This window comes from Pseudoalteromonas sp. P1-8, assembly GCF_001399985.1.
Classification (GTDB): Bacteria; Pseudomonadota; Gammaproteobacteria; order Enterobacterales; family Alteromonadaceae; genus Pseudoalteromonas.
This window is the reverse complement of record NZ_LJSO01000004.1, coordinates 120966-145997: the sequence shown is the minus strand read 5'-3', so window position 1 is coordinate 145997 and position 25032 is coordinate 120966. Positions and strand designations below refer to the sequence as shown.

Below are 25032 nucleotides of genomic sequence, written 5' to 3'. Positions count from 1 at the left end.
TGATAGCTGATAGCTGATAGCTGATAGCTGATAGCTGATAGCTGATAGTAGCGATAGAGGGAATTTTATGAAACTTGAAGATATTCGCCGTGAATATTTACAGGATGGTTTATCTGAAGACATGCTTGATGCGTCTCCAATCAAGCAGTTTGAAAAATGGCTTGAGCAAGCTGTTGCCACTAATCTGCCTGATCCTACGGCGATGGTCGTCGCAACGGTTGATGAACATGGTCAGCCTTCACAGCGTATTGTGCTGTTAAAGCATCTTGATGAAAATGGCTTTGTGTTTTTTACCAATACCGGCTCGCGCAAAGCGCAGGAGCTTAAAGGTAATAACAAAATTTCTCTCCACTTTCCGTGGCACCACATGGAGCGACAAGTCATTGTCTATGGTGAAGCTAAACCTTTACCAACAACTGCTGTGGCTAAGTACTTTTTATCGCGTCCTAAAGAAAGCCAGTTAGCTGCATGGGCATCTCAGCAAAGTCGTCCTGTGTCATCGCGTAAGGTACTAATGGAAACATTTGCGAAAATGAAGCAAAAGTTTTCAGAGGGTGAAATTCCATTGCCTGATTTTTGGGGAGGCTACTGTGTTGAGCCTACTAAAATCGAATTTTGGCAAGGCGGAGCACACCGCTTACACGACCGCTTTATGTATCAACGCCAAGCCGACGGTAGTTGGCAGTTTGGTCGTTTAAATCCGTAAATGCGTTTTATCGATTCCCACTGCCACCTTGATTTTAGCGAATTTGATGAGACTCGCACAGAGCTCATCAAGGCATGCAAGCAAGTAGGGATCGAGCATTTTATTGTGCCGGGTGTGAGCTTGGCACAATCTACAAAACTATTCTCTTTTGCTAAATCAGAGCCAAGTATTTCAGTTGCTTTAGGCTTACATCCTTATTTTTTATCTGACCACCAAGCTCATCACCTCGCTGAACTAGAGCAATTAGCGAAAACCCATACTGGGCAGTTTATTGCCATCGGTGAGTGCGGACTTGATCGCAGTATCGACAACCTCGATAAACAAACGCAGCTTTTTGAAGGGCAGATAGAGCTTGCCAACCAACTCGCTTTACCACTGATTGTACATCACAGACAAAGCCATGACTTAATTGCTCGCTCATTTAAGCGCTGCAAGCCAAAGTATGGAGGTGTTATTCATGCCTTTTCAGGTTCAGAGCAACAAGCTCATAGTTATATTAAACAAGGGTTTAAGCTTGGTGTTGGTGGCGTGATTAGTTACCCGCGCGCTGCTAAAACTCGTAAAGTTATAAGCACAATTGAACCGCAGTATTTAGTGCTTGAAACCGACTCGCCATCAATGCCGCTAGCTGGTTTTCAAGGGCAGATTAATACACCACTTAAGGTGCGTGATGTATTTGCTCATTTATGTGAGCTTAAAGGCGTTACAGGCGATACAAAGCAGAAATTGGCTGCTAAACTTTATGATTCTTGCTCTGCACTTTTTTTGATGTAACGGTTGATTTGCCAGTGTTTTAAGCCGCGCCCTAGCTGCCAAGTAAAAATACAGGTGATCACTAACATTAATAACACTTGGCGACCTAAATCATGAAAACTACTGTGGCTGGTTGCAATAGAAGCCTGCGTTAAATAGGTAATCGACACAAAGCCAATTGGCCTTTCATCATCACTTATCACCGGCTCTACAAATGGGGTTTTAAGTTTGCTGATACCCGGCGTTGAATCAGGTAATAAACCAAAAGTGTGGTGACTTTGCCAATTATCGCTGGCCGCAATTTGAATACCTTGTTGATCGTAAATCGTTGCCGCTAAAACATACTCATCTTCAGCAATATGATTACACAAAGCATTTAACTCTGGTTTGTTTTTTTCTTGCAGTGGGGTTTTTGCATTTAGTGCCATAAACTTGGTTAAGCTTATCGCGGTGCTGTCAGCACTATCATAAAGTAATTGGTGGCTTTGAAAGCTACTATTCATGGCAACCCAACTTAACAGCACAAAACAGGCTGCAGCCAAGCTCAAGCGCACAACACGTTGGCGATAAGTGGCTGAAAAGGGAATTTTAAGTTGGTTATTTTTCATAGTCACCGTATACGTTACTGACAGCTTTTAAATTTGATGGTACAACATGATAACTTTAACAGCCCCTTGAGTGCGAGTGCCAAATGCACGACCAAGGACAGACATAAGTCTAATGTGGAGCCACTATGTCACAGCTTAGCTTAGCTGCTACACCTTCAGCAAATCTAGCAGAACAAATCAGCCTAAATTGCTGGTATAAAATTGAAAACAAACACCTTATTACAACAGACTTTACGCCAAAAGCAAATCAAGGCGTGTTCAGTGTTGCCTTTGGTAATGAGCTTAATGCTGAGCAATTACTTGCTATTAGCGATTTTTTAGCAGCGCAAGGGTTTAGCAATTTATCGCTTTGTTGTTATCAGCCAATCTCAGACATGCCAGTAGCGTGGAGCTTTCATAGCGATACAACAACAGCACTAAGCCCTTTGGTATTAGTTGAGTTTGCTAAGCAATTGGGTATTCAACTGGTGCAATTAACAAATCCACCAACAGTGAATGAACCAGGTTTATTGCTGATGGATATGGACTCAACAGCCATTACTATCGAGTGCATCGACGAAATAGCGCGCCTTGCCGATGTTTATGACGAAGTTGCCGCTGTAACCGCACAAGCAATGGCCGGTCAGCTGGATTTTGCACAAAGCTTAAAGCAACGTGTCGCTAAGCTTGAAGGTATCGATGTAGACTTAATTGATGGCTTAAAAGCGCGTTTACCGCTAATGCCGGGCGTGAGTGAATTATGCCAATACCTAAAAGCGCATAACTGGCATTTAGCAATAGCATCAGGTGGTTTTGTGCCATTTGCTGAGCAAGTACAGTCACTGCTTGATTTAGATGAAGTGCATGCCAATACCCTTGAATTTAAAGATAACTGTTTAACAGGCAAGGTCATAGGCACGATTGTTGATGCTGAGGAAAAAGCTCGTGTACTTAAACGAATCGAACAAAAGCTTACATTAAACAACCGCCAAACTGTTGCTATGGGTGATGGTGCGAACGATTTGAAAATGATGGCTGCGGCAGGGCTTGGTGTTGCTGTGCATGGTAAACCTAAAGTAGTTGAGCAAGCACAAACTGCAATTAATGAAGGCTCATTACTGCAAGTTGCTTACTTACTCTCTCTACCGTTAGATTACTCGCTTTAACCAAGTCGCTTTGCGTTTGCTCATTTCATTGATCAGCCTTTGGTCAATATCAAAATGGGTAAGCGCTTCTTCGGTTATATCAATTAAATCACCCACACCAGCTACTGCCCATAGTGCTTCTTCTAAGTCTTTTGCTTTATGTAATGCGTACTGACTAATATATTTGAGTTCATTCGCTAAGTAATCAATATCAGGGCGACCAGTTCGTGATACATATAAACGAAATACAAAGACTAAATCGTTTTTCAGCGCTTTTTTCACAAACAAAGTTTGTGGTTTGTAATCATCTTCACTAATACAGCGGCTGGTAATTGCATCGCTTATTTCGGCTTGGCGCGGATCAAAGCGAACAAATAGGGTAAATGGCAGAGGTGGATCTTGGCGACTACGGTCTTTGATCAACGGGGTGATCACTTCTGTAATTTGATCCGTTGATAAGAATCCGTCGATGCTGGTTGTTTCGTTCAATAACGCAAAATTTTGTAGTAGTACATGAAGAGGGCTTGGATATAAGCCTTGGCCAATAGCGCCAGCTTTAAAGTGGGCAGCTTCTTTATGTAAATAAAACGGGAATTGGCATACGCTTTTGGTCACCATATTTCTGAGTGCAGTTGATAGCCCCGGAATTTTAGGGGTTTCTTCACAAACACGTAATTTGTCTTTGTTGTTATCGATTAATACGGTGAAAAACTTAATCGCCATATGCGGTAAGTCACCAACTTTATGCACTTTTAAATTTACTGTTGTCAGTGATTTACTTATAGCCATTACTTCATAAGCCAGATTTGTTAAATCGTGCTTTTTGGTAATTTTTTGCAAATCAGGCAAGTTTAGTTTGATGATATCGCCTTTTTTGAACTCAACCGGTTGGTCGCATTCAATTTGCAAGCCCATCACAGACAAATCACGAGTATGGCCTGTAATTGTTTGCTCATGATGTTCAATGCTGATAGCTGTTTTGTATAAATAGCGTTTATGAGCACGAAGGTTCACATACTCAAGCGCCACAGGCTCTAAATGAGGAGGCGTTTTATGCTTACTGTGACCAAACTGTTTAAGTTGGTTTACCGCATCTTTATTATAATCAAGCTGTTGGTATGTTTGTTGTTCAAACTTAGTACCCACCGAGGTCAAAATCAGTAGATATTTAACATCTTTAATCAACCCCTGCACCCGTGGTGTCGGTGGCTTATTTAGTTTTTCGATGTTTTTACCAGCACTGCTTGGTAGCGACAGCGGAATATACGAATCTTCCGGATGGCTTGGCATCAACTGAAGCTTAAAGCATTGCCAACTGTCTTTTTGGCTACCAAAGCCGAAAAATAAATCTCTCAGTTGTGGTTGGCTATCAAGCTCAGTTCGTGTAGCTGAGTAGTAATAAATTTTGCCAGCAACGGTATGAGTGAAGGTGTACAGGTATTCTTCTTTTACCGCATCTGGTGAACTGAGCAAGTGACCTAAACGTTGCTGATTTATAATGCTATATAAGCATGACAACTTACGCTCATCACAAAAATAGCGCTGAATAAAAATGTTATTTTCTGTGGTTAACGCAAGGCTAGGATAAAGCTTGTCGCCTTGTAAGCTCAAAAAAGTATAAAGCGAGGTAACACGTGGAATGTAGTATTGCTCGTAGCCTTTCGATACAACCGCATCTAAGGTATTGTCTAAGTTCACTTTATAGCGACGTTTATTACCGTGAATAAAGCTTTCTAAGAACTCATCAAACTTATCATTATTTTCAATAAAGGTGCGCTTTAAGCGTACATGGTTGTATTCACGGGATACTTTTTCTACCGCAACCACTTCGTATTGAATTCCGTTTTTTAAGCCCAGTTCAAAATCTTGCTCTAGGCCAACTAAGCGCAGACCAATTAATTGGCCTTTTTTAACTTTATACCGTGGTGCTAACTTGATTTTTGCGCCACTTAAAGAGATGTCCGAGGTAGTTGCTGCAACCTTATTGTCTTTATCTAGTTCAACGGTAATTTTAATTGAGTAGTTCATCCGCTCTTCGCGGCGACTTTCATAGGATGCAAACTTAATGACCTTAGCAGACTGCTCTGTCGTGGTACTATCGTCAGTTAAAGCTTGTTCAGCGGCTTTTTTTTGCATTACGCGGTGATTGTTTTCGGTATTCATTACCGCTTCGTAAACGGCAAGGGTGTAACCACCGTGGCGCTTTATAGCATCTTCAAACACTTCAATGGCGGTATCGTCCATAAAGTGTTGCTTACCATCATATTCGTAGGGTTTCACTTGGCCGGTTACCTGGCCACGTAAATCAATAAAGCGTGCTACAGGCTGAGATAAGCGCGACATTTCCATTTTGATCAGAAACTGCTCTGGCTTAGTTAAGCTAGCTGTCTTTGATTTAAACAGTTTGTCGAACTGGGGAGTGCCTAAATGTGCCTTTAGTTCTTCAACTAGGCTTTCATATTTAAGCAGTATGTCTTCAGCCATTTATAAAACCATCACCGTCTATCTAAAAAAGTAGGTATACTAGCGGGCTATTGAAAGCCAAAGCAGTGTAACTAGTTTTTTATTTTATTAGTTATTGTTATATGTATTCGCCAATTAAATGGCAAGCACTGTAAAGTTTTATTTGTAAGCAAAAACTGTGCCCTTAACCATTTCTTAATTAAGCACTTAGCATGATTAAGCGTTTTTCATGGGGCAAGTTACAGCATATTATCTTTTGTGACTACAAAAGTGACTCTAGTTTAATTACCTGAGTCATATGTTTTACTTTAGCTATTATATGCTTGAAAATACAGAAATAGTCACAAAACAGCGACCAAAATAGGTAAGGCCGAATGGCAAAATCAGCAAAAATCGAATTTGTCTGCACTGAGTGCGGCATGAACTATCAACGCTGGCAAGGTCAGTGTAAGTGTGGAGCGTGGAATACGCTGGCAGAATTTAAGCCTTCAGCGGGGCAATCGAAGCAAGCGGCAAGCCGTGCGGCAGTGGCAGGCTATGCCGGTATCGCTAGCGGTGGCTCAAAGAAAATCAATGAAGTTGCGACCACTGAGGCCGAAAAACGCCTCACGGAAATAGGTGAGCTAGACAGAGTACTAAGTGGTGGCGTAACCACAGGCTCTGTTAACATTATTTCTGGCGACCCTGGTGCCGGTAAAACCACCTTGCTGTCAGATTTAGTCGCACGTATGTCAAAGCTTATGCCCTCTTTATACTGTACAGCTGAAGAGTCTTTATCGCAGTTTAAAAACCGTGTTAATCGCTTACGTTTAGATTACAACGAAGACGAGCTTTACTTGCTGTCTGAAACCAGTGTTGAAGCCATTATTGAAGAACTTGATAAAAACAAAATTAAGTTCGCGGTGATTGACTCAATTCAGGCCGTGGTAACAGAAACGGCAAATGGTAGCCCTGGTTCACCCTCACAGGTAAAAAGTGCAGCTCAGGCACTAACACAATACTGTAAGCAAAATGATGTCACTATGTTCATCATTGCTCATGTAAACAAAAATAACGAAATTGCTGGGCCGCAAACACTCGTGCACATAGTTGATGCTTTATTACATATCGATACTAACGATGGCCAAGTCAGAACACTGCGTGCTAATAAAAACCGCTTTGGCGATATCGACACTGTGGGCATTTTTAGAATGTGTGAGCGCGGAATGTTGAGCGTTGATAACCCAAGTGAAATCTTTTTATCTGGTTCTAGTACTGAATCTCCGGGCTCTGCTATCACTTGTATCCGTAAAGGTAACCGCAACTTACTACTTGAAATTCAATGTTTAACCACAGAAACCGAAGCTGAATTCCCGCAGAGAGTATGTGTTGGTCTAAATATGAACCGCATCAAGATGCTGACGGGCATTTTACGTAAGCATACAAAAACAAAAATCTTTCACGACACCTTTTTTAATATTGTTGGTGGTTTAAAAATCGATGAGTCAGAGACTTGTATTGATTTAGCGCTGGTGGCTGCGTTATTAAGCAGCTTGAACGAATTTGTGGTGCCACGTACCACTTGTATTATGGGCGAGCTAAGTTTAAATGGTGATGTAAGACCAATCGACAGCGGCGTACCTAGAGTTAAAGAAGCTGCGCAACACGGTTTTACTGAGATCTTTATTCCATATCGTAATTACCATAAATCAATGGAAGGCCTTGGTGCGAAGATCACCCCAGTGAAAACCGTGCATGAGCTATTGTCGTTAATAAACTAAATACAATTTGATACACTGATAAAAAATTTACACCAATTAAAGGAAATAAAATGAAGAAGTTAATTATTGCAGCGGTTGTTGCTGCAGCTGTCGGTGGCGTAGCTTACGCTAATTACGCAGCTACACAGGAAGTGAAAAAGGTAGTTGATAAGCAAATTAGTGCTCTATCAATCCAAAGCGGTGTAGAAATTAAATACAGCGATATCTCAGCCAGTATTTTTGATAGCAGCATGCAGTTATCTGATATCACTGTTTCTAATAGCATAAGCAATGAGCCTGTTGCAACAATCGATAGCATTGATGTGTCGGGTTACGAAGTAGATGCGGTGCCGCCTCACACTGGCTTTGTTATGAAAAACTTTCGTTTTAGCGATGAGTTTTTAACACAGCTGCCAGAAAACTCTAATAACAAGCTAGCATCAACAAGCTATAACGTTGACTCATCGCTTGATTATAATAAAGCTTCAGGCGACAGCGACTTTGCTCTTAAAGTGACTGCAAATGAGGTGGCTGACGTTAACTTTAATCTTGGTTTAGCTAAAACCACAGCGCTGATGGAAGCATCACTCGCTGTGAGCCAGATGCAAAATGAAGCAGCTGATGGTCAGCTTACTTTAGAGCAGCAGTTACAACAGCAATCAAAGATGATGGCAGCACTCACGCAGTTAGAGCCACGTAGCATCAATATGTCAATTGCTGATGAAGGTGAGCTTAAAGCGGTCGTTGATAGCTTCTTAACTGCGCAAGGCATGACTCATGAGCAATTTAAGCAAGTCGTTGCTATGCAATTACAGCAAGTGCCAGTAAGCGAAGAACTTGCAACAGCGATTAGTAACTTTGTGAATGGTTTATCGTCTTTTTCTGTGTCAGCTAAATTACCAGAAGGTAAGACTATGATGGAGATTAATCAGCAAATTCAAATGCTGATGGGTCAACCAGAAGAGCTTGCAAAATTTATCAACCTACAAGCAAGTGGCGAATAAGTTCAAGCCCCACCTGTAAACCTAGCCTTAAAGTGATGTGTGATTAAGCTTACTCACTTTAAGGTTGTTTTTTATCTGCATCACACCTTGGCTGTGCTCTAAAAACTTCTGTGCTAAAGCACGTTGAAAGCCCGTTTCTGCAATGCCTTTTAGTTCAACAGTCTCACCTTCAACAATCACTTGTAGGTTTTCAATTCGAAAGTTCGGATTACTAGTTAACTTCTGCAAAGCCATTTGCTGTAGGCGTGGTTGAGCCGATGTGCTAGTTGTTAGCACGCTGGTGTTAGCGCTTACGTTCGTTGCGCATGCAAGTAAAAAAATACAGCTTAATGATGTAAGTACTACGGTTAATTTGAAGCGGCTCATACAATTCCCTCGTTAATCTAGTCTGCTGTGAACTATTGCTGAACCAGTTACAATTATTATTCCAATATTTAAGTTTATGATTTTAATTGGTTTTATTTTTTTGACGGGATGGGTGAGTAATAAAGTGTGAACTAATTACACACTCGTTAGGTAAAATTGGGTAGGGTACAAAAATGCCGAGGCAAGCTCGGCATTTTCACAGTTATGATGTTAAAGTTAAAACTACTTTTTCTTCTTCGTTTTAGCTTTGGCTTTTTTCTTTGCCTTCATTTTTACTGGATCTTTTTTCTTCTTAGAGGGGATCTTCGCTTCTTTGTGCTGTGGCTCAAGCCCTTTAATTACTCGGCGTTTAAGTTTTTGCTCAATGTAGCGCTCAACCTTACCAACAATTGCCACGTCATGAGCTTCAATAAATGAAATCGCAATGCCTTTTTTACCTGCACGACCAGTACGTCCAATACGGTGTACGTATACGTCTGCGGTGCGTGGCATATCAAAGTTGATAACATGGCTGATATCAGCAACATCAATACCACGAGCAGCAACATCCGTTGCAACTAAGATATTGTTGCGACCAGAGTGAAAGTTCTCCATGGCTTTCATGCGCTTGTCTTGTGGCATTTCGCCGCGTAACCAAGCTACACGAAGACCTTCATTGTTTAATTCACCAACTAATGTCTCTAAGCGCTCACGGGTTTTAACAAACACAATTGCTTTATGAATGTCGTCACCATTTAACGTTTCAACCAACATTTTTAGTTTATGGTCGTAGTCATCCGCAAGGTGAACCCATTGGTGGATTTTGCCTTTCTCTTTACGTGAAGATTCGGCTTCAAGCAGTGCAGGGTCGTTTAAGATACGCTCTGCAAATAACTCAACGCTGTCACCTTCAAGGGTCGCTGAGAATAAGAAACATTGGCGACGGTTACGTGCTTCATCACAAATACGTAGCATTTCTTTACGAAAGCCCATGTCTAGCATGCGGTCAGCTTCATCAAGAATAAGCATTTCAACGTTTTCAGCATGGAAGTTCTCTGTTTCGAGATACTCCATTAAACGCCCTGGTGTGGCAATGAGAATATCGTTATTGCTTTCGAAAATTTCTCTGTGTGTCCCGTAGTTTATACCACCTGTTACAACCCCAATTTTAAGATGAGTTTGTGCGGCGAGTAATTCACATTGCTCATGAATTTGATAAGCAAGCTCACGGGTTGGTGTCATGATCAATACGCGCGCAAAGCCAGGATCGCGACGTGGGAAATCAAGCAAGTATTGAATTGCAGGGATCAAAAACGCGGCTGTTTTACCCGTACCAGTAGGGGCTGATGCCAAAATATCACGACCTTGAAGAGCTTCAGGGATCGCTTGTTGTTGAATACTGGTTGGCGTATCAAAACCCATTTTATTAATGGCATTTAACAGCTTGTTATCGATATCAAATTCAGAAAATTGCATAGAGTGACATAAATAGAGGACAATTGAGCCTAATTATACGCGTTAACGCGGCTGTGGTGAATGAAAAGGTGAAAAAATGTCAGGCTTTGTGTTTAAACAATTTACAGTAACGCAAACACGCACTGCGATGAAAGTGTCGACCGACGGTATTTTGTTAGGGGCGTGGGCTGATGTGAGTGGTGCTAAGGGCATTTTAGATATTGGCACAGGCACAGGGCTGTTGGCGCTAATGGCAAAACAAAGAGCGCCTGAAGCAAAAGTAAGTGCCATAGAAATTGACGCGGGTGCCTGTAATGATGCTCGAGAAAACTTTGCGGCTAGCCCATGGCCTGATATAAACCTTTTCGAAGGAGCTGTACAGTCGTTTAGCGCAGCAGAGCCTTTTGATGCGATCATCACCAACCCACCGTATTTTAATGCGAGCCTAAAAGGTGAAAATGATGCTCGAAATACTGCCCGCCATACTGACGGCCTTAGCTTCAGCGAATTGATAGAAGCGTGTACTAGGCTTAGCCACGGCAAAACGCTTTTGAATGTGATTTTGCCTTGCGTAGAAGCAAAACAATTCATTGCGGTAGCTGAGCAGGCAGGCTGGTACTTAAATCGCCATTGCTTGGTACGTACAACCGAGAAAAAACAACCAAGTCGCAGCTTGTTGTTACTCAGCCAAAACAACGGCGAATGTGATACATCATCGTTAACCATACATGCAGCTGATGGCAGCTATAGCCAAGATTATAAAGAGCTCTGTAAAGCTTTTTACCTAAAGATGTAATCGTTATTCAGCAATGCTTGCTTCAAGGCCATCTTCACTTAAAAGTAAAGTGTATGACTGCCCATATGATGCGTTGCAGATTGAGACAGGTTCATAAACTCGCTTATCTTCATCATTGAGCTTTGATACTTTTAAATCATCAGCGCAGTCATCAATGTGGTACCAGTAACTTAATTGATTTTGATATAAATTGACGATTTGATTTTCGATTTTTAAGCGAAGGTTTTCAGTTGCGAGAATACGTATAGCAAAAAAGTCATCTTTATCATCATTAGCTTTTTTTACTAGAGTTAAACGAAGCTTTTCTTCATTTTGCCAAGCCACAAAATGATAAGGTTGATTTTGCTCTACCTGATACATCTGTGTGGCTGAGTTACTTATGTCGCTGTGACCGACTACATAAAATGAAATACGGCTACGTTCATTGTGAGCATGTGTTACATCAACGGGAAGTGATTGCGATGCAAGCGTGTCAACATAGTATTGAGAGTCTTTAACTTCTTGAGCATCACCAAACAGGTCAGTGTTTGCCATGTAATAGTCCACTTCTAAATCAGTGGTATTTACGAGTGTGTAATTGTTCTCATACATTTCATCGCCAAAGTTATGAGTTTCTTCAACTTCTAATTCATCACAACCAGTTAGCAAAATACTTGCGGCAATCATTATAGGTAGCGCACTTTTCATTGTTATTCCTTTTACAAATGAAGGAGCTGATTAGCATACTTATAAGTTATTGTACCTTTATTGGTTTTTAAATTGTACCGGTGGCTGTAATTGCATTACTTCATCAAGCTGAATTTGTTGCACATATTCAAGCTCTAATAGGGCGTCTAACACGGCTTTACTGTGCGACTTTTCTATTTCGGCACTGCAAAAGTCAATAATGCTAAAGCGGCGTTTTATCAGCAGGCCGTTGATTTCAGGTAAAGGATGTGTGGTTTCAATTAGCACGCGGGTCGTAGGGCAAGGGTCGGCATAGCCTGAACGTAATAACTTTTTTAAATTAAACAAGTTATCATCAAGCCGACCCAGCTCAATGGCGGCTTTAGCGCTATCAGGAATAAATAATGGCTCAGCAAAGCGATTTATTTTTATTTCGCCCGTGGCGTTAATTGTAGCTACCTGATTACTGTCGTAACTGACAATGTCACCGGTAATTAATGTGAATTGACTCATTGTGTTCCCTCGCAATGTTGTGTCGATTTCGGAGCTTAGCAAAATGGCGTGTTTGGTTAAGCCCTGATATAGTGCCAAAGTCTTAAGTTTTATACGAGTTTTTTATGTTCCGTTTATCAATTGTTTTATCTGCCTTATTATTTTCTCAGTTGAGTTTTGCTGCATTGACGCCTGTGGGTCTTTGGAAAACTATTGACGAAGAAACGAATGAAGCGAAATCTTTAGTACGTATTAGTGAGCAAGATGGTGTATTGGTTGGTAGTGTTGAAAAAATCCTTAACCCAGCCAAGCAAGACGCAATCTGCGAAGAGTGTAAAGGTGATAAGAAAAATCAGCCTATTTTAGGGTTAAAAATTATAGAAGGCGCTACAGATGCTGGCGATGGTAGCTGGCAAGAGGGTGAAATTCTAGACCCAAACAATGGTAAAACCTATACCCTTAAACTGACCCCACAAGAACAAGGTAAGGTGCTTGAAGTACGCGGATATATTGCATTCTTCTATCGTAATCAATATTGGCAACGTGTTGAATAACCATTAAAAAAGCCAAGCGATGCTTGGCTTTTTTATTCATGACTTACAAGCTTTCGCTGTACTCAGTCATGATTTGTTCAACCCAGCTTGCGATACGTTCATCACTAAGCTCGTATTGACTGTCTTCATCAAGGGCTAAGCCAACAAATTGTTTGCCATCTTCAGTGAGTGCTTTTGAAGCCTCAAATTCATAACTTGCATCGTTAGGCCATTTGCCTAACAAGGTAATGCTTTGATCACAAATTTCATCGTGTAACATGCCAAGCGCATCTTGGAACCACTGACCATAACCTTGTTGATCGCCCATACCAAACAGAGCCACGGTTTTGCCGTTTAGGTTAACATCTCTAATGTCGTCCCAGATTGATTCCCAATCTTCTTGCAACTCACCAAAATCCCAAGTTGAAATGCCGAAGATCACGAAATCAAATTGCTCTGCATTTTTTAATGGCTCATCTTTGATATTGTGAAGGCTCACTATGTCGTGACCAATAATATCGCGAATTTTCTCTGCCGCTATTTCTGTGTAGCAGGTTGTAGAACCATAAAATAAACCAATCTGCATCGTATTTATCACTGTGTATTTGCCTGATATGATAGGCGTAAGTTTACCGTAAGGTATAATCAATTGATACCTTGATAAGGATGAGAGTACGCGTGGCTGATAATAATTCACAAGCCCAAAAAGGTGTAATAACAGCAAATAACGCCGAACATTTAGAGTTATTTTTAGATACGCTGTATCTTGAGCAGGGGGTCAGCGAAAATACACTCGCTGCTTATCGCAGTGACCTTGAAAAGTTTTGCCAATTTTTAAAAGATAAAGACCTACTAGCTGTTCGTTCTGATGACATTGAAGCGTATTTAGCATACCGTGTTGATTTAGGGCTAAAGTCGCGCAGCACAGCGCGAAGCATCAGTGCGCTTAAGCGTTTTTATCAGTATTTTGTACGCGAAAAAGCCATTGCCGATTCGCCGATGGTCAATATTGCTCAACCAAAAGCTGGGCAGTCATTACCAAAAACGCTGTCAGAAGCCGAAGTCGAAGCTCTGCTTGCAGCCCCAGACATAGAAGATCCTATGGGGCTTCGCGATAAAGCAATGCTTGAACTGTTATATGCCACAGGGCTTCGTGTTACAGAGCTGGTGGGGCTCAGAATGGAGCAAATTAATTTGCGCCAAGCGGTGGTCTTTGTAAAAGGTAAGGGTAATAAAGAGCGTTTAGTTCCCCTAGGCGAAGAAGCAATGTATTGGCTTGAGCAGTTTTTAAAAGTGGGCCGTTCGCAAATGATTAAACATGCCACTGACTTTGTGTTCCCATCTAAGCGCGGGATTGGCATGACACGACAAACTTTTTGGCATCGCATCAAACACTATGCTATTTTGGCATCAGTTGAATCGCCGTTATCACCGCATACGCTCAGACACGCGTTTGCAACGCATTTGCTTAATCATGGGGCGGACCTTAGAGTCGTGCAAATGATGTTAGGTCACAGTGACTTATCAACAACACAAATTTATACCCATGTAGCGAATGAAAGATTGAAGTCGGTACACGAGCAACATCATCCACGTGCTTAGTGCAAGATTTTTAAAGATGTACCGGTCTATATGAAAAATGATCAGGATATAGGATATTTATGAAAAAGTTAGTTTTAGCCACAGCACTACTAGGCACAAGCTTAAATGTGTTTGCCAATGGCGTATCAACAACAGACGCTGCTGATGCCCCTATTATTGCTAAGTTTGCTGAATTAGGCGTAACCGTTAAGCAAATTAACCCAAGCCCAGTGGCAGGCCTTAAAGAACTAATTACTGATAAGGGTGTACTTTACGCAAGCCCAGACGGTCAATTTCTAATGCAAGGAACACTGATTGACCTTAATAACCGAGTTAACCTAACAGAGCATGCACTGAGCGATGTACGTAAAGAAGGCATTGCTGAATACGAAGACTCAATGATCGTTTACAAAGCGAAAAACGAAAAGCATTCAATCACAGTCTTTACCGATATTACCTGTGGTTACTGCCGTAAGTTACACCGTGAACTTGATGATTTCTTAGATGCGGGTATCACGGTTAAATACCTTGCTTTCCCACGTGGTGGTTTACGTGGTAAAGGTTACCAAGATCTAATGAATGTATGGTGTGCTAAAGACCCTGCTGAAGCGTTAACAGAAGCAAAAGCGGGTGCAGAAGTCGCAGACGTGCCTGGTTGTAACGCACCAATTGCTGAGCATTACCAACTAGGTCAAAGCTTTGGTATGTCGGGTACTCCAGCAATTATTTTAGAAGATGGCACCATGATCCCAGGTTATCAATCAGCTGCGCAAATTAGCCAAGCGCTTGATGCCTTACCAAAAACATCTTCATAACTGATTTTTTAAACGAAAAGGCCTATTTGTCGTAGGCCTTTTTTATTTGTATTAAGCAAAGAAGTACCATTTCCGACATGGAAAAAATAATTCAAGCTCGTCCTCATGTTGATGATTCGCATCTACCACACCATTTACACCCTGTAATTAAGCAAATATATGCGACTCGACAGGTGCAAAGTGCCACCGAACTCGATAATAGCGCTGCGACATTACATGACTTTAAGTTGTTTAAAGATATCGACAAAGCTGTGGTGCTATTGCAACAAGCGCTCGCGGCTCAAAGTCGCGTGTTAATCGTCGGTGACTTTGATGCCGATGGTGCAACCAGCACAGCAACCTTAATGCAAGGTCTTGCGATGTTTGGCTTAAAGAATCTTGATTACTTGGTACCTGACAGATTCAGCCTAGGTTATGGTTTAAGTCCTGCGCTTGCTGAGCAAATAGTGACTATGCAACCCGAGCTTGTGATCACTGTTGATAACGGTATTTCATGTATTGATGGCATTGCCATTGTAAAGCAAGCAGGAATTAAGGTGCTGGTAACTGATCACCATTTACAAGGTGAAGCCCTGCCAGATGCCGATGCCATCGTGAATCCGAATCGCCATGACTGTCAGTTTCCATCGAAATCGATAGCGGGCGTTGGGGTGGCTTTTTATCTGCTTATTGCTTTACGTAGCCACTTACGTGAACAAGGGTATTTTCAGCATAATCCAATGCCAAATTTGGCTGAGTTACTTGATATTGTAGCCCTTGGTACCGTTGCCGATGTGGTCGCTCTTGATGCCAATAACCGAACCTTAGTGCATCAAGGTTTAGCACGTATTCGCAGTGGTAAAACACGCCCAGGTATCAGTGCCCTAATCGAAGTGGCAAATCGTAATGCTGCCCGTTTAAGTGCCAGTGACTTTGGCTTTTCATTGGCACCACGCTTAAATGCAGCAGGGCGTCTTGATGATATGAGTTTAGGTATAGCCTGTTTGTTATCAAGCGATATAAATCAAGCACGTCGAATTGCCGGTGAGCTCGACAGCCTCAATCACGAGCGCCGTGAAATAGAGCAGGGCATGCAAACTGAAGCTCAGGCGGTGCTTGACCGTTTAGCATTTAAAACTGAGTCAGTGCCTGATGCCATTTGTTTATACCAAGCTGATTGGCACCAAGGTGTGATTGGTATTTTGGCTGGTCGCTTAAAAGAAAAGTATCACCGCCCGACGATTATTTTCGCAGCGGGCGATAACGGCGAAATAAAAGGCTCTTGCCGCTCTATTGAAGGGCTGCATATGCGTGATTTACTCGAGCGAGTAAATACACTCTATCCGCATTTGATCAGTAAATTTGGTGGCCATGCTATGGCGGCCGGGCTGAGTATCAATGAGCAAAGTTTTACTGAGTTTAAATCCGTGTTTGAGCAAATGGTGACAGACACACTCACTGAAGAGCATAAGCAAAGTATTTTACTTACCGACGGTGAATTACCTAATGAGTGCTTTTCGATGGAGTTTGCCAACTTACTAAAAAATGCCGGCCCCTGGGGACAGCAATTTCCAGAGCCAGTGTTTGAGCATGTGTTTGAGGTAATACAGCAGCGCATTGTCGGTGAAAAACACTTAAAACTGGTTTTAAAACATCAATCAGGACGATTAGTTGACGGTATTGCATTTGGTGTTGATGTGCGTGCATGGCCAGATACCGAAGTGCGTTATGTGAAAGCTGCTTATCAACTCGATATAAATGAATTCCGTGGTAAATTCTCGTTACAGTTGATTATTCGAGAGCTACAAAAAGCGACATAAAAATATCGTTATAATCGACATAAAAGGCTAATAAAACGCTCGGTTTTTTGTTAAAATCGGGCGTTTTTAATATTTGTAGATAATTTACCGTATTTATTGTCGATATCGGTGCGCGGTAAATCAGCCATTTTGGAGTAATGTACATGTTTGAAGTGAATCCTGTGATTAATCAAATCAAGGAAATTCGCGAACGTACTGAACTGCTTCGGGGGTACCTTTGACTACCCTCTTAAGAAAGAGCGGTTAGAAGAAGTTAACGCAGAACTTGAAGATTCAGCAGTGTGGAATGAGCCAGAGCGAGCTCAAGCACTTGGCCGTGAAAAGTCGGCACTCGAAGCTATCGTTGAGACCATCGATAATCTAGTGTCAGGTACCGAAGATGTTGAAGGTTTAGTCGAGCTTGCTGTTGAAGCAGAAGATGAAGAAACCTTCGCAGAAGCCGAAGCTGAATTAGGCGATTTAAACGCACAGCTTGAAAAGCTAGAGTTCCGTCGTATGTTCTCAGGCGATCATGACCAAAACGATGCTTACCTTGATTTACAATCAGGTTCTGGCGGTACCGAAGCCCAAGACTGGTGCAACATGCTACTGCGTATGTATTTACGTTGGGGTGAAGCAAAAGGCTTTAAAGTTGAACTGGTTGAAGCAACTGATGGTGATGTGGCTGGTATCAAAGGCGCAACAGTGCGCTTTGTTGGCGAATATGCTTACGGTTGGTTACGTACAGAAACAGGTGTTCACCGTTTAGTGCGTAAGAGCCCGTTCGACTCAAGTGGTCGTCGTCATACCTCGTTTGCATCGGCATTCGTTTACCCAGAAATCGACGATAATATCGAAATTGATATTAATCCGGCAGACTTACGTATTGACGTTTACCGCGCATCAGGCGCCGGTGGTCAGCACGTAAATACAACAGAATCTGCGGTTCGTATTACTCATATACCAACTAACACTGTTGTACAGTGCCAAAATGAGCGTTCACAGCACAAGAATAAAGACCAAGCAATGAAGCAGTTAAAAGCGAAATTGTTTGAGCTTGAAATTCAAAAGCAAAATGCTGAGAAACAAAGCCAAGAAGATGCTAAATCTGATATTGGCTGGGGTAGTCAAATTCGTTCATACGTACTTGATGACTCGCGCATTAAAGACTTACGTACAGGCGTTGAAAACCGTAATACACAAGCGGTTCTTGACGGCGACTTAGATAAATTTATTGAAGCCAGCCTTAAATCTGGCCTATAACCACCAAGCTAAAAAAGAGCTAAAAAATGACTGATCAAATCCAAGACGAAAATAAGTTAATCGCTGAGCGTCGTGGCAAATTAGACGCAATCCGCGAAAATTGCCCAGCCAACGGTCATCCAAACCAATTCCGTCGTGAACATTACACGGCTGATTTGCAAGCTGAGTTTGGTGATAAATCGAAAGAAGAATTAGTTGCTGAGCAACACGTTGTATCAGTTGCAGGTCGTATTCTTGCAAAACGTGGTCCTTTCCTTGCGTTACAAGACATGAAAGGTCAAATTCAAGCGTACGCATCAAAAGACGTACAAAAAGAATTAAAAGCAAAATATGGTCAACTTGATATCGGTGACATCATCGGTGTTAAAGGCGCACTTAATAAGTCAGGTAAAGGTGACCTATACGTAGAAATGACAGAGTACGAGTTACTGACAAAGTCATTACGTCCGTTACCTGAAAAATTCCATGGTTTATCTGATCAAGAAACTAAATATCGTCAACGTTATGTTGATTTAATTACTAATGAAGCGACACGTGAAACCTTCCGTATTCGCTCAAAAGTTGTTGAAGGTATCCGTCGTTTCTTAGCAGATCGTGATTTCATGGAAGTTGAAACACCGATGCTACAAGTGATCCCTGGTGGTGCGTCTGCACGTCCATTCGTAACACACCACAATGCACTTGATATCGACATGTACTTACGTATTGCACCTGAGCTTTACCTAAAACGTTTAGTTGTGGGTGGCTTTGAGCGTGTATTTGAAATCAACCGTAACTTCCGTAACGAAGGTTTATCAACGCGTCATAACCCAGAATTCACGATGATCGAATTCTACCAAGCATACGCTGACTACATTGACCTGATGAACATTACTGAAGACATGTTACGTACTGTTGCGACAGACGTACTTGGTTCACCAATTGTCGTAAACACAACGAAAGATGAAAATGGTGAAGTGGTTGATTCAGTAGAGTACGACTTTGGACAACCGTTTACTCGTTTAACAATGAGCGAGGCTATCCTTAAGTACAATCCAGACTTTGATGCTGCGGTATTTAATGACCCTGAAAACCATTTTGAAGAACTTAAAGCGTACGCGAAGCAAGTACACGTTAAGATCCCAGAAAACTGTGTATGGGGCCCGGGTAAATTCCTATGTGAAATCTTCGAAGAGACAGCTGAGCATAAGCTAATTCAACCGACTTTCATTACCGCTTACCCGTGGGAAGTATCTCCACTTGCACGTCGTAACGATGAAAACCCATTTGTAACTGACCGCTTCGAATTTTTCGTTGGCGGCCGTGAATTAGCAAATGGCTTCTCTGAGCTTAACGATGCACAAGACCAAGCAGAGCGCTTTACTCGTCAAGTTGAAGAGAAAGACGCAGGTGATGATGAAGCGATGCACTACGATGATGACTATATCCGTGCATTAGAATACGGCTTACCACCAACAGCGGGTGAGGGTATTGGTATCGATCGTCTAGTGATGTTATTTACTGACTCACCAACAATTAAAGACGTGATCCTATTTCCACACATGCGTCCTCAAGCTGATTAATCAGCTAAAAGTCTTGAAAGCGCCGCTTTTTAGCGGCGTTTTTGTTATCAGAAATTTCTGATTTTTATTGCTCTCAATTTTAATACTCAATTGTAATTAGCTGATCTAAAAAGAAATACTGAATTAGTCTTCCAACAAAGTTACTAAGTTGTAAAATTTTTCTACAAATCCCAAGGCCAATAGTATTATTTTTAGCCAAGATATGACATCATTGCGCAATTCTCGTTCAATGTATAAATGGACTTAATAATAATGACTAAAAAGCCTTCGCCGTTGCCTACAGATACGAACAAAAGCGAGCCTCAACGTGAAGATTTTTATCGTGCTTGCATCGCCGAATTTCAACAGTTGGGTTATCAAGATCAATACCTCGCAGAGTTAACTGATGAATTGATCCCATTGACGGGTCTTGAGCCGTTGAGTGATAAAGAAAAAACGGCGAAAGGATAAACAAAAACAAGCTCTTTTGGCTCGTTATGGACAATCTATAACCATCTATGCGATTTTCCTTGAAAAGTGTTTGACATATTTCCTGAAATCTTTATTATACGCCCCACAAGACGGAGAGGTGGCCGAGTGGCCGAAGGCGCTCCCCTGCTAAGGGGTTTGTAGCTCTATCGAGGGTTCGAATCCCTCCTTCTCCACCATTTTTCCTAAAATGGCATGTCTTGAAAGTAATATGAGTGGACGCGTAGCTCAGCTGGATAGAGTACCTGGCTACGAACCAGGCGGTCGGAGGTTCGAATCCTCCCGCGTCCGCCACTTTCTTCTTGAAAGTGACATAAACCGACGAAAGTCGGTTTTTTTGTGCCTGCAATTTGCGTAGGAGCGTGAAAACACGATATAAATCTGTAGCAGCGATTTTATATCGCGTTTATTATCGCAATATTCGTAGGAGCGACTTCAGTCGCGAACACCTCACTTCCACGCCACAAATTAAAACCAAACTCAAAATACAAAAAACGCACCCCGTAGGCGTGAAACTTGTTTCGCGCGTATCACGATGCTGTCGCCATAAATGACGACCTACAGGGTGGGCAGCGACTTCAGTCGCGAACATCATGCTTCCACTCCACAAATTAAATCCCAACTCAAAATACAAAAAACGCACTCCGTAGGCGTGAAACTTGTTTCGCGCGCATCACGATGCTGTCGCCATAAATGATGACAACCTACAGGTAGGAGCGACTTTAGTTGCGAACATCATGCTTCCACACCACAAATTAAACCCCAACTCAAAATACAAAAAACGCACCCCGTAGGCGTGAAACGTGTTTCGCGCGTATCACGATACTGTCGCCATAAATGACGACCTACAGGGTAGGAGCGACTTCAGTCGCGAACATCATGCTTGCACTCCACAAATTAAAACCCAGCTCAAAATATAAAAAGTGCACCCCGTAGGCGTGAAACGTGTTTCACGCGTATCAAGATGCTGTCGCCATAAATGATGATCTACACCTCTCACATCTTGCTATCTATCCCAGAATAAGCATTTCTCAATGTAAGGTTCATGCTCATGCATTATTTACATTTAACCGACAAAGGGTACAATCTCGCTAATATAATAATAATTAAACCAATATCCCTTGCGTCTATTTCATTTATTCTTTTTTTATTGCATTTTGCTTGGTTCGTTTGCTGCGCAAAGCGAGCCAGTTGTATCGCAATCAACACCATTAAACCAACAACAAATCCAAGCACTCAAATTTGAATCTCCTATTAAAGCAGATTGGTTGTTTAGTACTTACCAAGAGTCCGTATTTAATTCATCAATTTTGGTCTTAGAGGCCGGTGATAAAAAGTCGCCGCCTTTGCTGCTTGTGCATGGTTTAGGCGTATTAGGTATGCAAGATTGGTTTGGGGTTATTCCTGAACTCACTAAGCATTATCATGTTATTGCGATTGATTTACCTGGATTTGCTCACTCAGAAAGCCCCGAAGGGCGTTACTCTCCTCGCAATTATGCTGCTGTACTGGCGGAAGTGGTCGATCACTATATTGTTGAACCAACCACGGTTGTGGGTCATTCGATGGGGGGCGCGGTCAGCCTGTATTTTGCTGGCAAATACCCGGAGAAACTCAATAAACTGGTGCTAGTCGACGCAGCGGGTATCTTACATAAAGTGGCATTTATAAAGCCTATCTCCAACGTACCTAAGCCTAATACTAAGCTACCTAAATTTCTCTCAACTAAGTTAGCTCAGCTCAATGATTTTACAACCGGACTCATTGAAGAAGGTGCGATTGATTCATATCTGACAGAGTTATTGCAGCGTAGTGATGGTGCGTGGAAGCTAGTAATGGGTGAAACATCAAATATGAATGCAGCGCTGAGTTTAGTTGAAGAAGACTTTAGCGAGATTGTCAGCAATCTGAAAATAGAAACACATATTATTTGGGGTGAAGAAGATGCAGTAGCTCCATTACGAACTGCAAAAGTATTGAACAGCCAGCTAATCAATAGTGATTTAGCTACTTTGCCTGATGTGGGCCATGTGCCAATGAAGCAACAGCCCAGCCAGTTTTTAGCTTTATTAAATCGTGCATTTACTGGGGAAGTTAAAAAAGCAGCCAGTGCAGAAGTTTCTGATAAACAAATCGAAACATTTCATTGTGAAGATCAGCACAGCCGCGAGTTTTCAGGCCATTACCGTCATATGATCATTGAAGACTGTAATAATGTGTTACTTAAAAATGTGGTTGCTGAATCTATCCGTATTAAAGATTCTTTAGTGAGATTAGAAAATGTAAGCTTATCAGGGGCTAAACTCGCTTTAAATATTAAGCGTTCTGTGGTTGAACTAACCAATGTCACTATTACGGCACAACAAGGTGTAAAACTGAATGAAAGCCGATTTGATGGTGCTGGTGTGCAAATCAATGCATCAGAGCATGCAATAAGCGTTGTCGATGACAGTAATATTATATTCTCGTTAAGTAGAATCCATAGCCCGATATACCAAGGTTTGGCACATGATGCCATAGAAGTAGAAAAAGGAATTATTGATGACCGCTTTAAATAGCATCCCTTTTGTTAAATTAGCAGCGTGCTCGCTGTTTTGTGTCGCTTTACTAAGTGGTTGCAAATCAACAAAGACTGAGCAACAACAATATGCTGATCTACAAGATAGTTTTAGTTATGAAACGTACAGTGGAGTGTCGAATACCAGTGTCGATACCATTGCTTATGGTTATAACAAACTGCAAAAAGAACAGTTAGAGCAAATAGGTGCAATTGAGCCAACACTGACTCATGCCATGATGAGCTACATTTTGAGCCTTGGTGTAAGTAAAGATTTTGCAATTGCTGAAAGCGACTTAGCGCTTGCTAAAGCGACTGATATGCGGGGTAAATATTTAGCATACAGTGCTCAGTCTTTGGCTTTTTATAACAAAGGCTGGCGTAAAATGGCTAAACAAAAAGCTGACTTCATTCGCACCGATCCTCTGTTTGCGACAGTGAGCCAGAGCTATCCAAAAGAGCAGCTTATTTCTTATCTCATTATTGGCAGTGTTGCAGTACGTGATGGTGACCTAGCGACAGCACAAAACATGTTTTATGTGATTGGTGAGCAGATTGAAAAACCCTGGTTACCAAGCTTAGCAAAAGCGTTAACGGTAACCCTAAATGGCTCAACAATAGACTCATTAATCATGCTAAAAGATATCAGCACAGATCCCTCTTTAAACGGCTATGAACGTGAGAAAATAGCCGAACTGATGGATGTTGTGCAAAGCAAATTAAGCGATAAAAAGAAGCGTCAAAAAATCACCCATATTGCTGACGATTTCTTTCTCGACCGCATTAAGGATAAAAGCTCAACGCTATATCGTGATTTGATCACTGACTTACAAAAATACACTGAGCAAGTTCTTTAATCTCTTAAGAAGTTGAGTGTAGTTTCACACTCAACTTCACCTAAATCCTCACTGTTTCAAATCCTTTACGCAATAAAACCGTGTTAATTTGCTTCACGGTCAATTTGTGTTAGATTTAATAAAATATTCCAAAAATAATAACAAGCGGGAATTTTATTTTATGTATGCGAAAGGTGCATATCAAAACAGGCTGGCTATAAGTTGCGGCTTGATGCTCTTGGCTGGTTGTCAAACTAGCACAGAAACAGCCCCATTAACCGACCAACAATACTTTGAGCAGGTGATGTTAGCGCCTGCTATTTTGCCAGACGATTTAACGAATACCGGTTGTTTATCGCTTGAGAGTGAAACTAAGCTGCAAAGCTATAAATCAGCGGCTGAGGTTAATTACCAGCAAACAGGTTGGCAAAACAGAGTTGCGGCCGATTGGCAGTATTTTTTAGCCCCAGAGCAACCGGGCAAGCTACTCCTAATTGATTATCAAGTTCAAGCAGGGCAATTAGCTTACCGGTATTTAAGTGACGGCAGCCACAATGAGTTGTATGAACCTTGGAGTTCATCAAAAATTCAAGCGTTTAGCGGTGCGCTGTCAAAAGTAAGGCAAACTCACCCTCAGCTTGGTGCAGCTTCATTTGCCGGTGATACAGCACTGGCTGATTTGATCAGCAGTATTAATAGTTACGAAGCATTTGGTAAAGCCGATGGTAATTCAAATGCGATAGCCAGTTATTTTGTCAATGTCGTAGGGCGCGAATATTTGCGTGGGCTTTTTAATGAAGGCTGGCTAAAACTAGAGGATCAGCGTTTGTTATTTAACGGCGCATATGGCTCAGAGCAGTTTATGCCATCAGACGAATACTGGCATAACCTTGTCAATAATGAGCTTGATGCAAAGATAGCTCGGTTCAAAGCAAGCAGTGATGATCCTGGCTATTTAGGGTATCGTTGTGAGAGTTGTGGTTTAACGGGCAACAAAGCAATGACCACACTTGCTCAAGCGGAATGGTTAAAACGTCTGGTTAGTCATCAGCGTGAACCAAGTACGCAAATGCCTTTTTTACAAGCAAGTGATGTTGATGTGCTACTTAACGGCACAGGTCATACAGATGAACATGTTCCTGTAGGCGGTATGATGGTAGGTATCAGTCATATCGTTACAAATGCATTGGCAAATGTTATTGCGCCAAATGATAGTCGCTCTGCAAAAGAAGTGCTCGATAGCGCGACGAATGGGCAATGGCGTGTTTGGCAAAAAATTGGCTGGGGGCCAAGTGAAACGCGCTCCACCACAGAAACGGTTATGTTGGCACATGTGTGTTTAGGCAATTACCAAGGTGGCCGTGAGTTTACGTTTAGTGTACAGCAGTCAACTTCGGGGGCCGACGAAGCCAATTTGCCAATAGTCGGTAAGCAAATGCAGCAAAAGTTGCAGCATGCTTTTACAAAATTATTAGATTAACGCGTTCA

General features: G+C 41.8%; 23 protein-coding genes and 2 tRNA genes. 18 read left to right on the top strand and 7 right to left on the bottom strand.

All coding sequences use genetic code 11. The features are described 5' to 3' along the window. The first annotated feature begins 67 nt into the window (after positions 1-67). Positions 68-706, top strand: a complete 639-nt coding sequence (pdxH, locus tag AN213_RS07575) for a pyridoxamine 5'-phosphate oxidase (protein WP_055020972.1) — start codon at positions 68-70, stop codon at positions 704-706. Further along, positions 707-1480: a TatD family hydrolase gene (locus AN213_RS07570; protein WP_055020971.1), complete on the top strand. Its 774-nt coding sequence runs from the start codon at positions 707-709 to the stop codon at positions 1478-1480. Here AN213_RS07570 and AN213_RS07565 read toward each other — a convergent pair. Then, positions 1447-2067 carry an AhpA/YtjB family protein gene (locus AN213_RS07565; protein WP_054560826.1) on the bottom strand — a complete coding sequence of 207 codons (621 nt, stop codon included), beginning with the start codon at positions 2065-2067 and terminating at the stop codon, positions 1447-1449. The genes AN213_RS07570 and AN213_RS07565 overlap by 34 nt on opposite strands. Positions 2068-2192: 125 nt before the next feature. Here AN213_RS07565 and serB point away from each other — a divergent pair, with 125 nt between their 5' ends. Then, positions 2193-3212 (top strand): phosphoserine phosphatase SerB, encoded by a 1020-nt coding sequence (gene serB, locus AN213_RS07560; RefSeq protein WP_055020970.1) that lies wholly within the window; start codon positions 2193-2195, stop codon positions 3210-3212. Here serB and AN213_RS07555 read toward each other — a convergent pair. Next, positions 3195-5675 carry a PilZ domain-containing protein gene (locus AN213_RS07555; protein WP_054560824.1) on the bottom strand — a complete coding sequence of 827 codons (2481 nt, stop codon included), beginning with the start codon at positions 5673-5675 and terminating at the stop codon, positions 3195-3197. The two genes, serB and AN213_RS07555, sit on opposite strands and share 18 nt — an antisense overlap. 353 nt (positions 5676-6028) lie before the next feature. On the opposite strand from AN213_RS07555, the gene radA reads away from it, so the two are divergent. Together radA and AN213_RS07545 are read left to right on the top strand one after the other, a co-directional pair. Beyond that, a complete protein-coding gene (radA, locus tag AN213_RS07550; RefSeq protein ID WP_054560823.1) occupies positions 6029-7414 on the top strand; it encodes a DNA repair protein RadA in 1386 nt (461 codons plus the stop codon). A gap of 50 nt (positions 7415-7464) precedes the next feature. After that, complete coding sequence (locus AN213_RS07545; protein WP_055020968.1) at positions 7465-8397, top strand: hypothetical protein; 933 nt, start codon at positions 7465-7467, stop codon at positions 8395-8397. A 27-nt stretch (positions 8398-8424) separates the two neighbouring features. Here the strand turns inward: AN213_RS07545 and AN213_RS07540 are convergent, their stop codons facing one another. Together AN213_RS07540 and srmB are read right to left on the bottom strand one after the other, a co-directional pair. Beyond that, positions 8425-8763, bottom strand: a complete 339-nt coding sequence (locus AN213_RS07540; RefSeq protein ID WP_054560821.1) for a BON domain-containing protein — start codon at positions 8761-8763, stop codon at positions 8425-8427. Between the two features lie 222 nt (positions 8764-8985). Beyond that, complete coding sequence (srmB, locus tag AN213_RS07535) at positions 8986-10218, bottom strand: ATP-dependent RNA helicase SrmB (RefSeq protein ID WP_055198154.1); 1233 nt, start codon at positions 10216-10218, stop codon at positions 8986-8988. A gap of 76 nt (positions 10219-10294) precedes the next feature. Here srmB and AN213_RS07530 point away from each other — a divergent pair, with 76 nt between their 5' ends. Continuing rightward, entirely contained in the window at positions 10295-10993 is a 699-nt protein-coding gene (locus tag AN213_RS07530) for a tRNA1(Val) (adenine(37)-N6)-methyltransferase (protein ID WP_055198151.1), read from the top strand. Between the two features lie 3 nt (positions 10994-10996). Here the strand turns inward: AN213_RS07530 and AN213_RS07525 are convergent, their stop codons facing one another. Both AN213_RS07525 and AN213_RS07520 read right to left on the bottom strand, forming a co-directional pair. Then, positions 10997-11680, bottom strand: a complete 684-nt coding sequence (locus tag AN213_RS07525) for a hypothetical protein (RefSeq protein ID WP_055198150.1) — start codon at positions 11678-11680, stop codon at positions 10997-10999. Between the two features lie 57 nt (positions 11681-11737). After that, a complete protein-coding gene (locus AN213_RS07520) occupies positions 11738-12172 on the bottom strand; it encodes a hypothetical protein (RefSeq protein ID WP_054560817.1) in 435 nt (144 codons plus the stop codon). Positions 12173-12276: 104 nt separating this feature from the next. Here AN213_RS07520 and AN213_RS07515 point away from each other — a divergent pair, with 104 nt between their 5' ends. Continuing rightward, positions 12277-12705, top strand: a complete 429-nt coding sequence (locus AN213_RS07515; RefSeq protein ID WP_055020966.1) for a DUF2147 domain-containing protein — start codon at positions 12277-12279, stop codon at positions 12703-12705. Between the two features lie 43 nt (positions 12706-12748). Here the strand turns inward: AN213_RS07515 and fldB are convergent, their stop codons facing one another. Next, entirely contained in the window at positions 12749-13270 is a 522-nt protein-coding gene (gene fldB, locus AN213_RS07510; protein ID WP_054560815.1) for a flavodoxin FldB, read from the bottom strand. Between the two features lie 128 nt (positions 13271-13398). Here fldB and xerD point away from each other — a divergent pair, with 128 nt between their 5' ends. From xerD to AN213_RS07455, 11 genes are all read left to right on the top strand, one after another. Then, complete coding sequence (gene xerD / locus AN213_RS07505; protein WP_408002930.1) at positions 13399-14286, top strand: site-specific tyrosine recombinase XerD; 888 nt, start codon at positions 13399-13401, stop codon at positions 14284-14286. A 59-nt stretch (positions 14287-14345) separates the two neighbouring features. Then, positions 14346-15080, top strand: a complete 735-nt coding sequence (gene dsbC / locus AN213_RS07500; protein WP_054560813.1) for a bifunctional protein-disulfide isomerase/oxidoreductase DsbC — start codon at positions 14346-14348, stop codon at positions 15078-15080. 77 nt (positions 15081-15157) lie between these two features. Next, positions 15158-16879 (top strand): single-stranded-DNA-specific exonuclease RecJ, encoded by a 1722-nt coding sequence (gene recJ / locus AN213_RS07495; RefSeq protein WP_055198148.1) that lies wholly within the window; start codon positions 15158-15160, stop codon positions 16877-16879. A 143-nt stretch (positions 16880-17022) separates the two neighbouring features. Then, a protein-coding gene (prfB, locus tag AN213_RS07490; protein WP_105181232.1) for a peptide chain release factor 2 occupies positions 17023-18121 on the top strand; the annotation gives its coding sequence in 2 pieces (ribosomal slippage) (positions 17023-17097 and positions 17099-18121; 1098 coding nt in all). 26 nt (positions 18122-18147) lie between these two features. Continuing rightward, positions 18148-19683, top strand: coding sequence for a lysine--tRNA ligase (lysS, locus tag AN213_RS07485; RefSeq protein WP_054560811.1), 1536 nt, complete (start codon positions 18148-18150; stop codon positions 19681-19683). A 252-nt stretch (positions 19684-19935) separates the two neighbouring features. Further along, positions 19936-20133 carry a hypothetical protein gene (locus tag AN213_RS07480; RefSeq protein WP_054560810.1) on the top strand — a complete coding sequence of 66 codons (198 nt, stop codon included), beginning with the start codon at positions 19936-19938 and terminating at the stop codon, positions 20131-20133. 112 nt (positions 20134-20245) lie between these two features. Then, positions 20246-20330: transfer RNA gene (locus tag AN213_RS07475), tRNA-Ser, on the top strand. A 38-nt stretch (positions 20331-20368) separates the two neighbouring features. After that, positions 20369-20445 (top strand) — tRNA-Arg (locus AN213_RS07470). An 827-nt stretch (positions 20446-21272) separates the two neighbouring features. Then, positions 21273-22709 carry an alpha/beta fold hydrolase gene (locus tag AN213_RS07465; RefSeq protein WP_055198146.1) on the top strand — a complete coding sequence of 479 codons (1437 nt, stop codon included), beginning with the start codon at positions 21273-21275 and terminating at the stop codon, positions 22707-22709. Continuing rightward, positions 22693-23565, top strand: coding sequence for a hypothetical protein (locus tag AN213_RS07460; protein ID WP_055022040.1), 873 nt, complete (start codon positions 22693-22695; stop codon positions 23563-23565). The genes AN213_RS07465 and AN213_RS07460 overlap by 17 nt, the downstream gene beginning before the upstream one ends. A gap of 217 nt (positions 23566-23782) precedes the next feature. Further along, a complete protein-coding gene (locus AN213_RS07455) occupies positions 23783-25024 on the top strand; it encodes a hypothetical protein (protein WP_150114705.1) in 1242 nt (413 codons plus the stop codon). Positions 25025-25032: the final 8 nt, after the last annotated feature.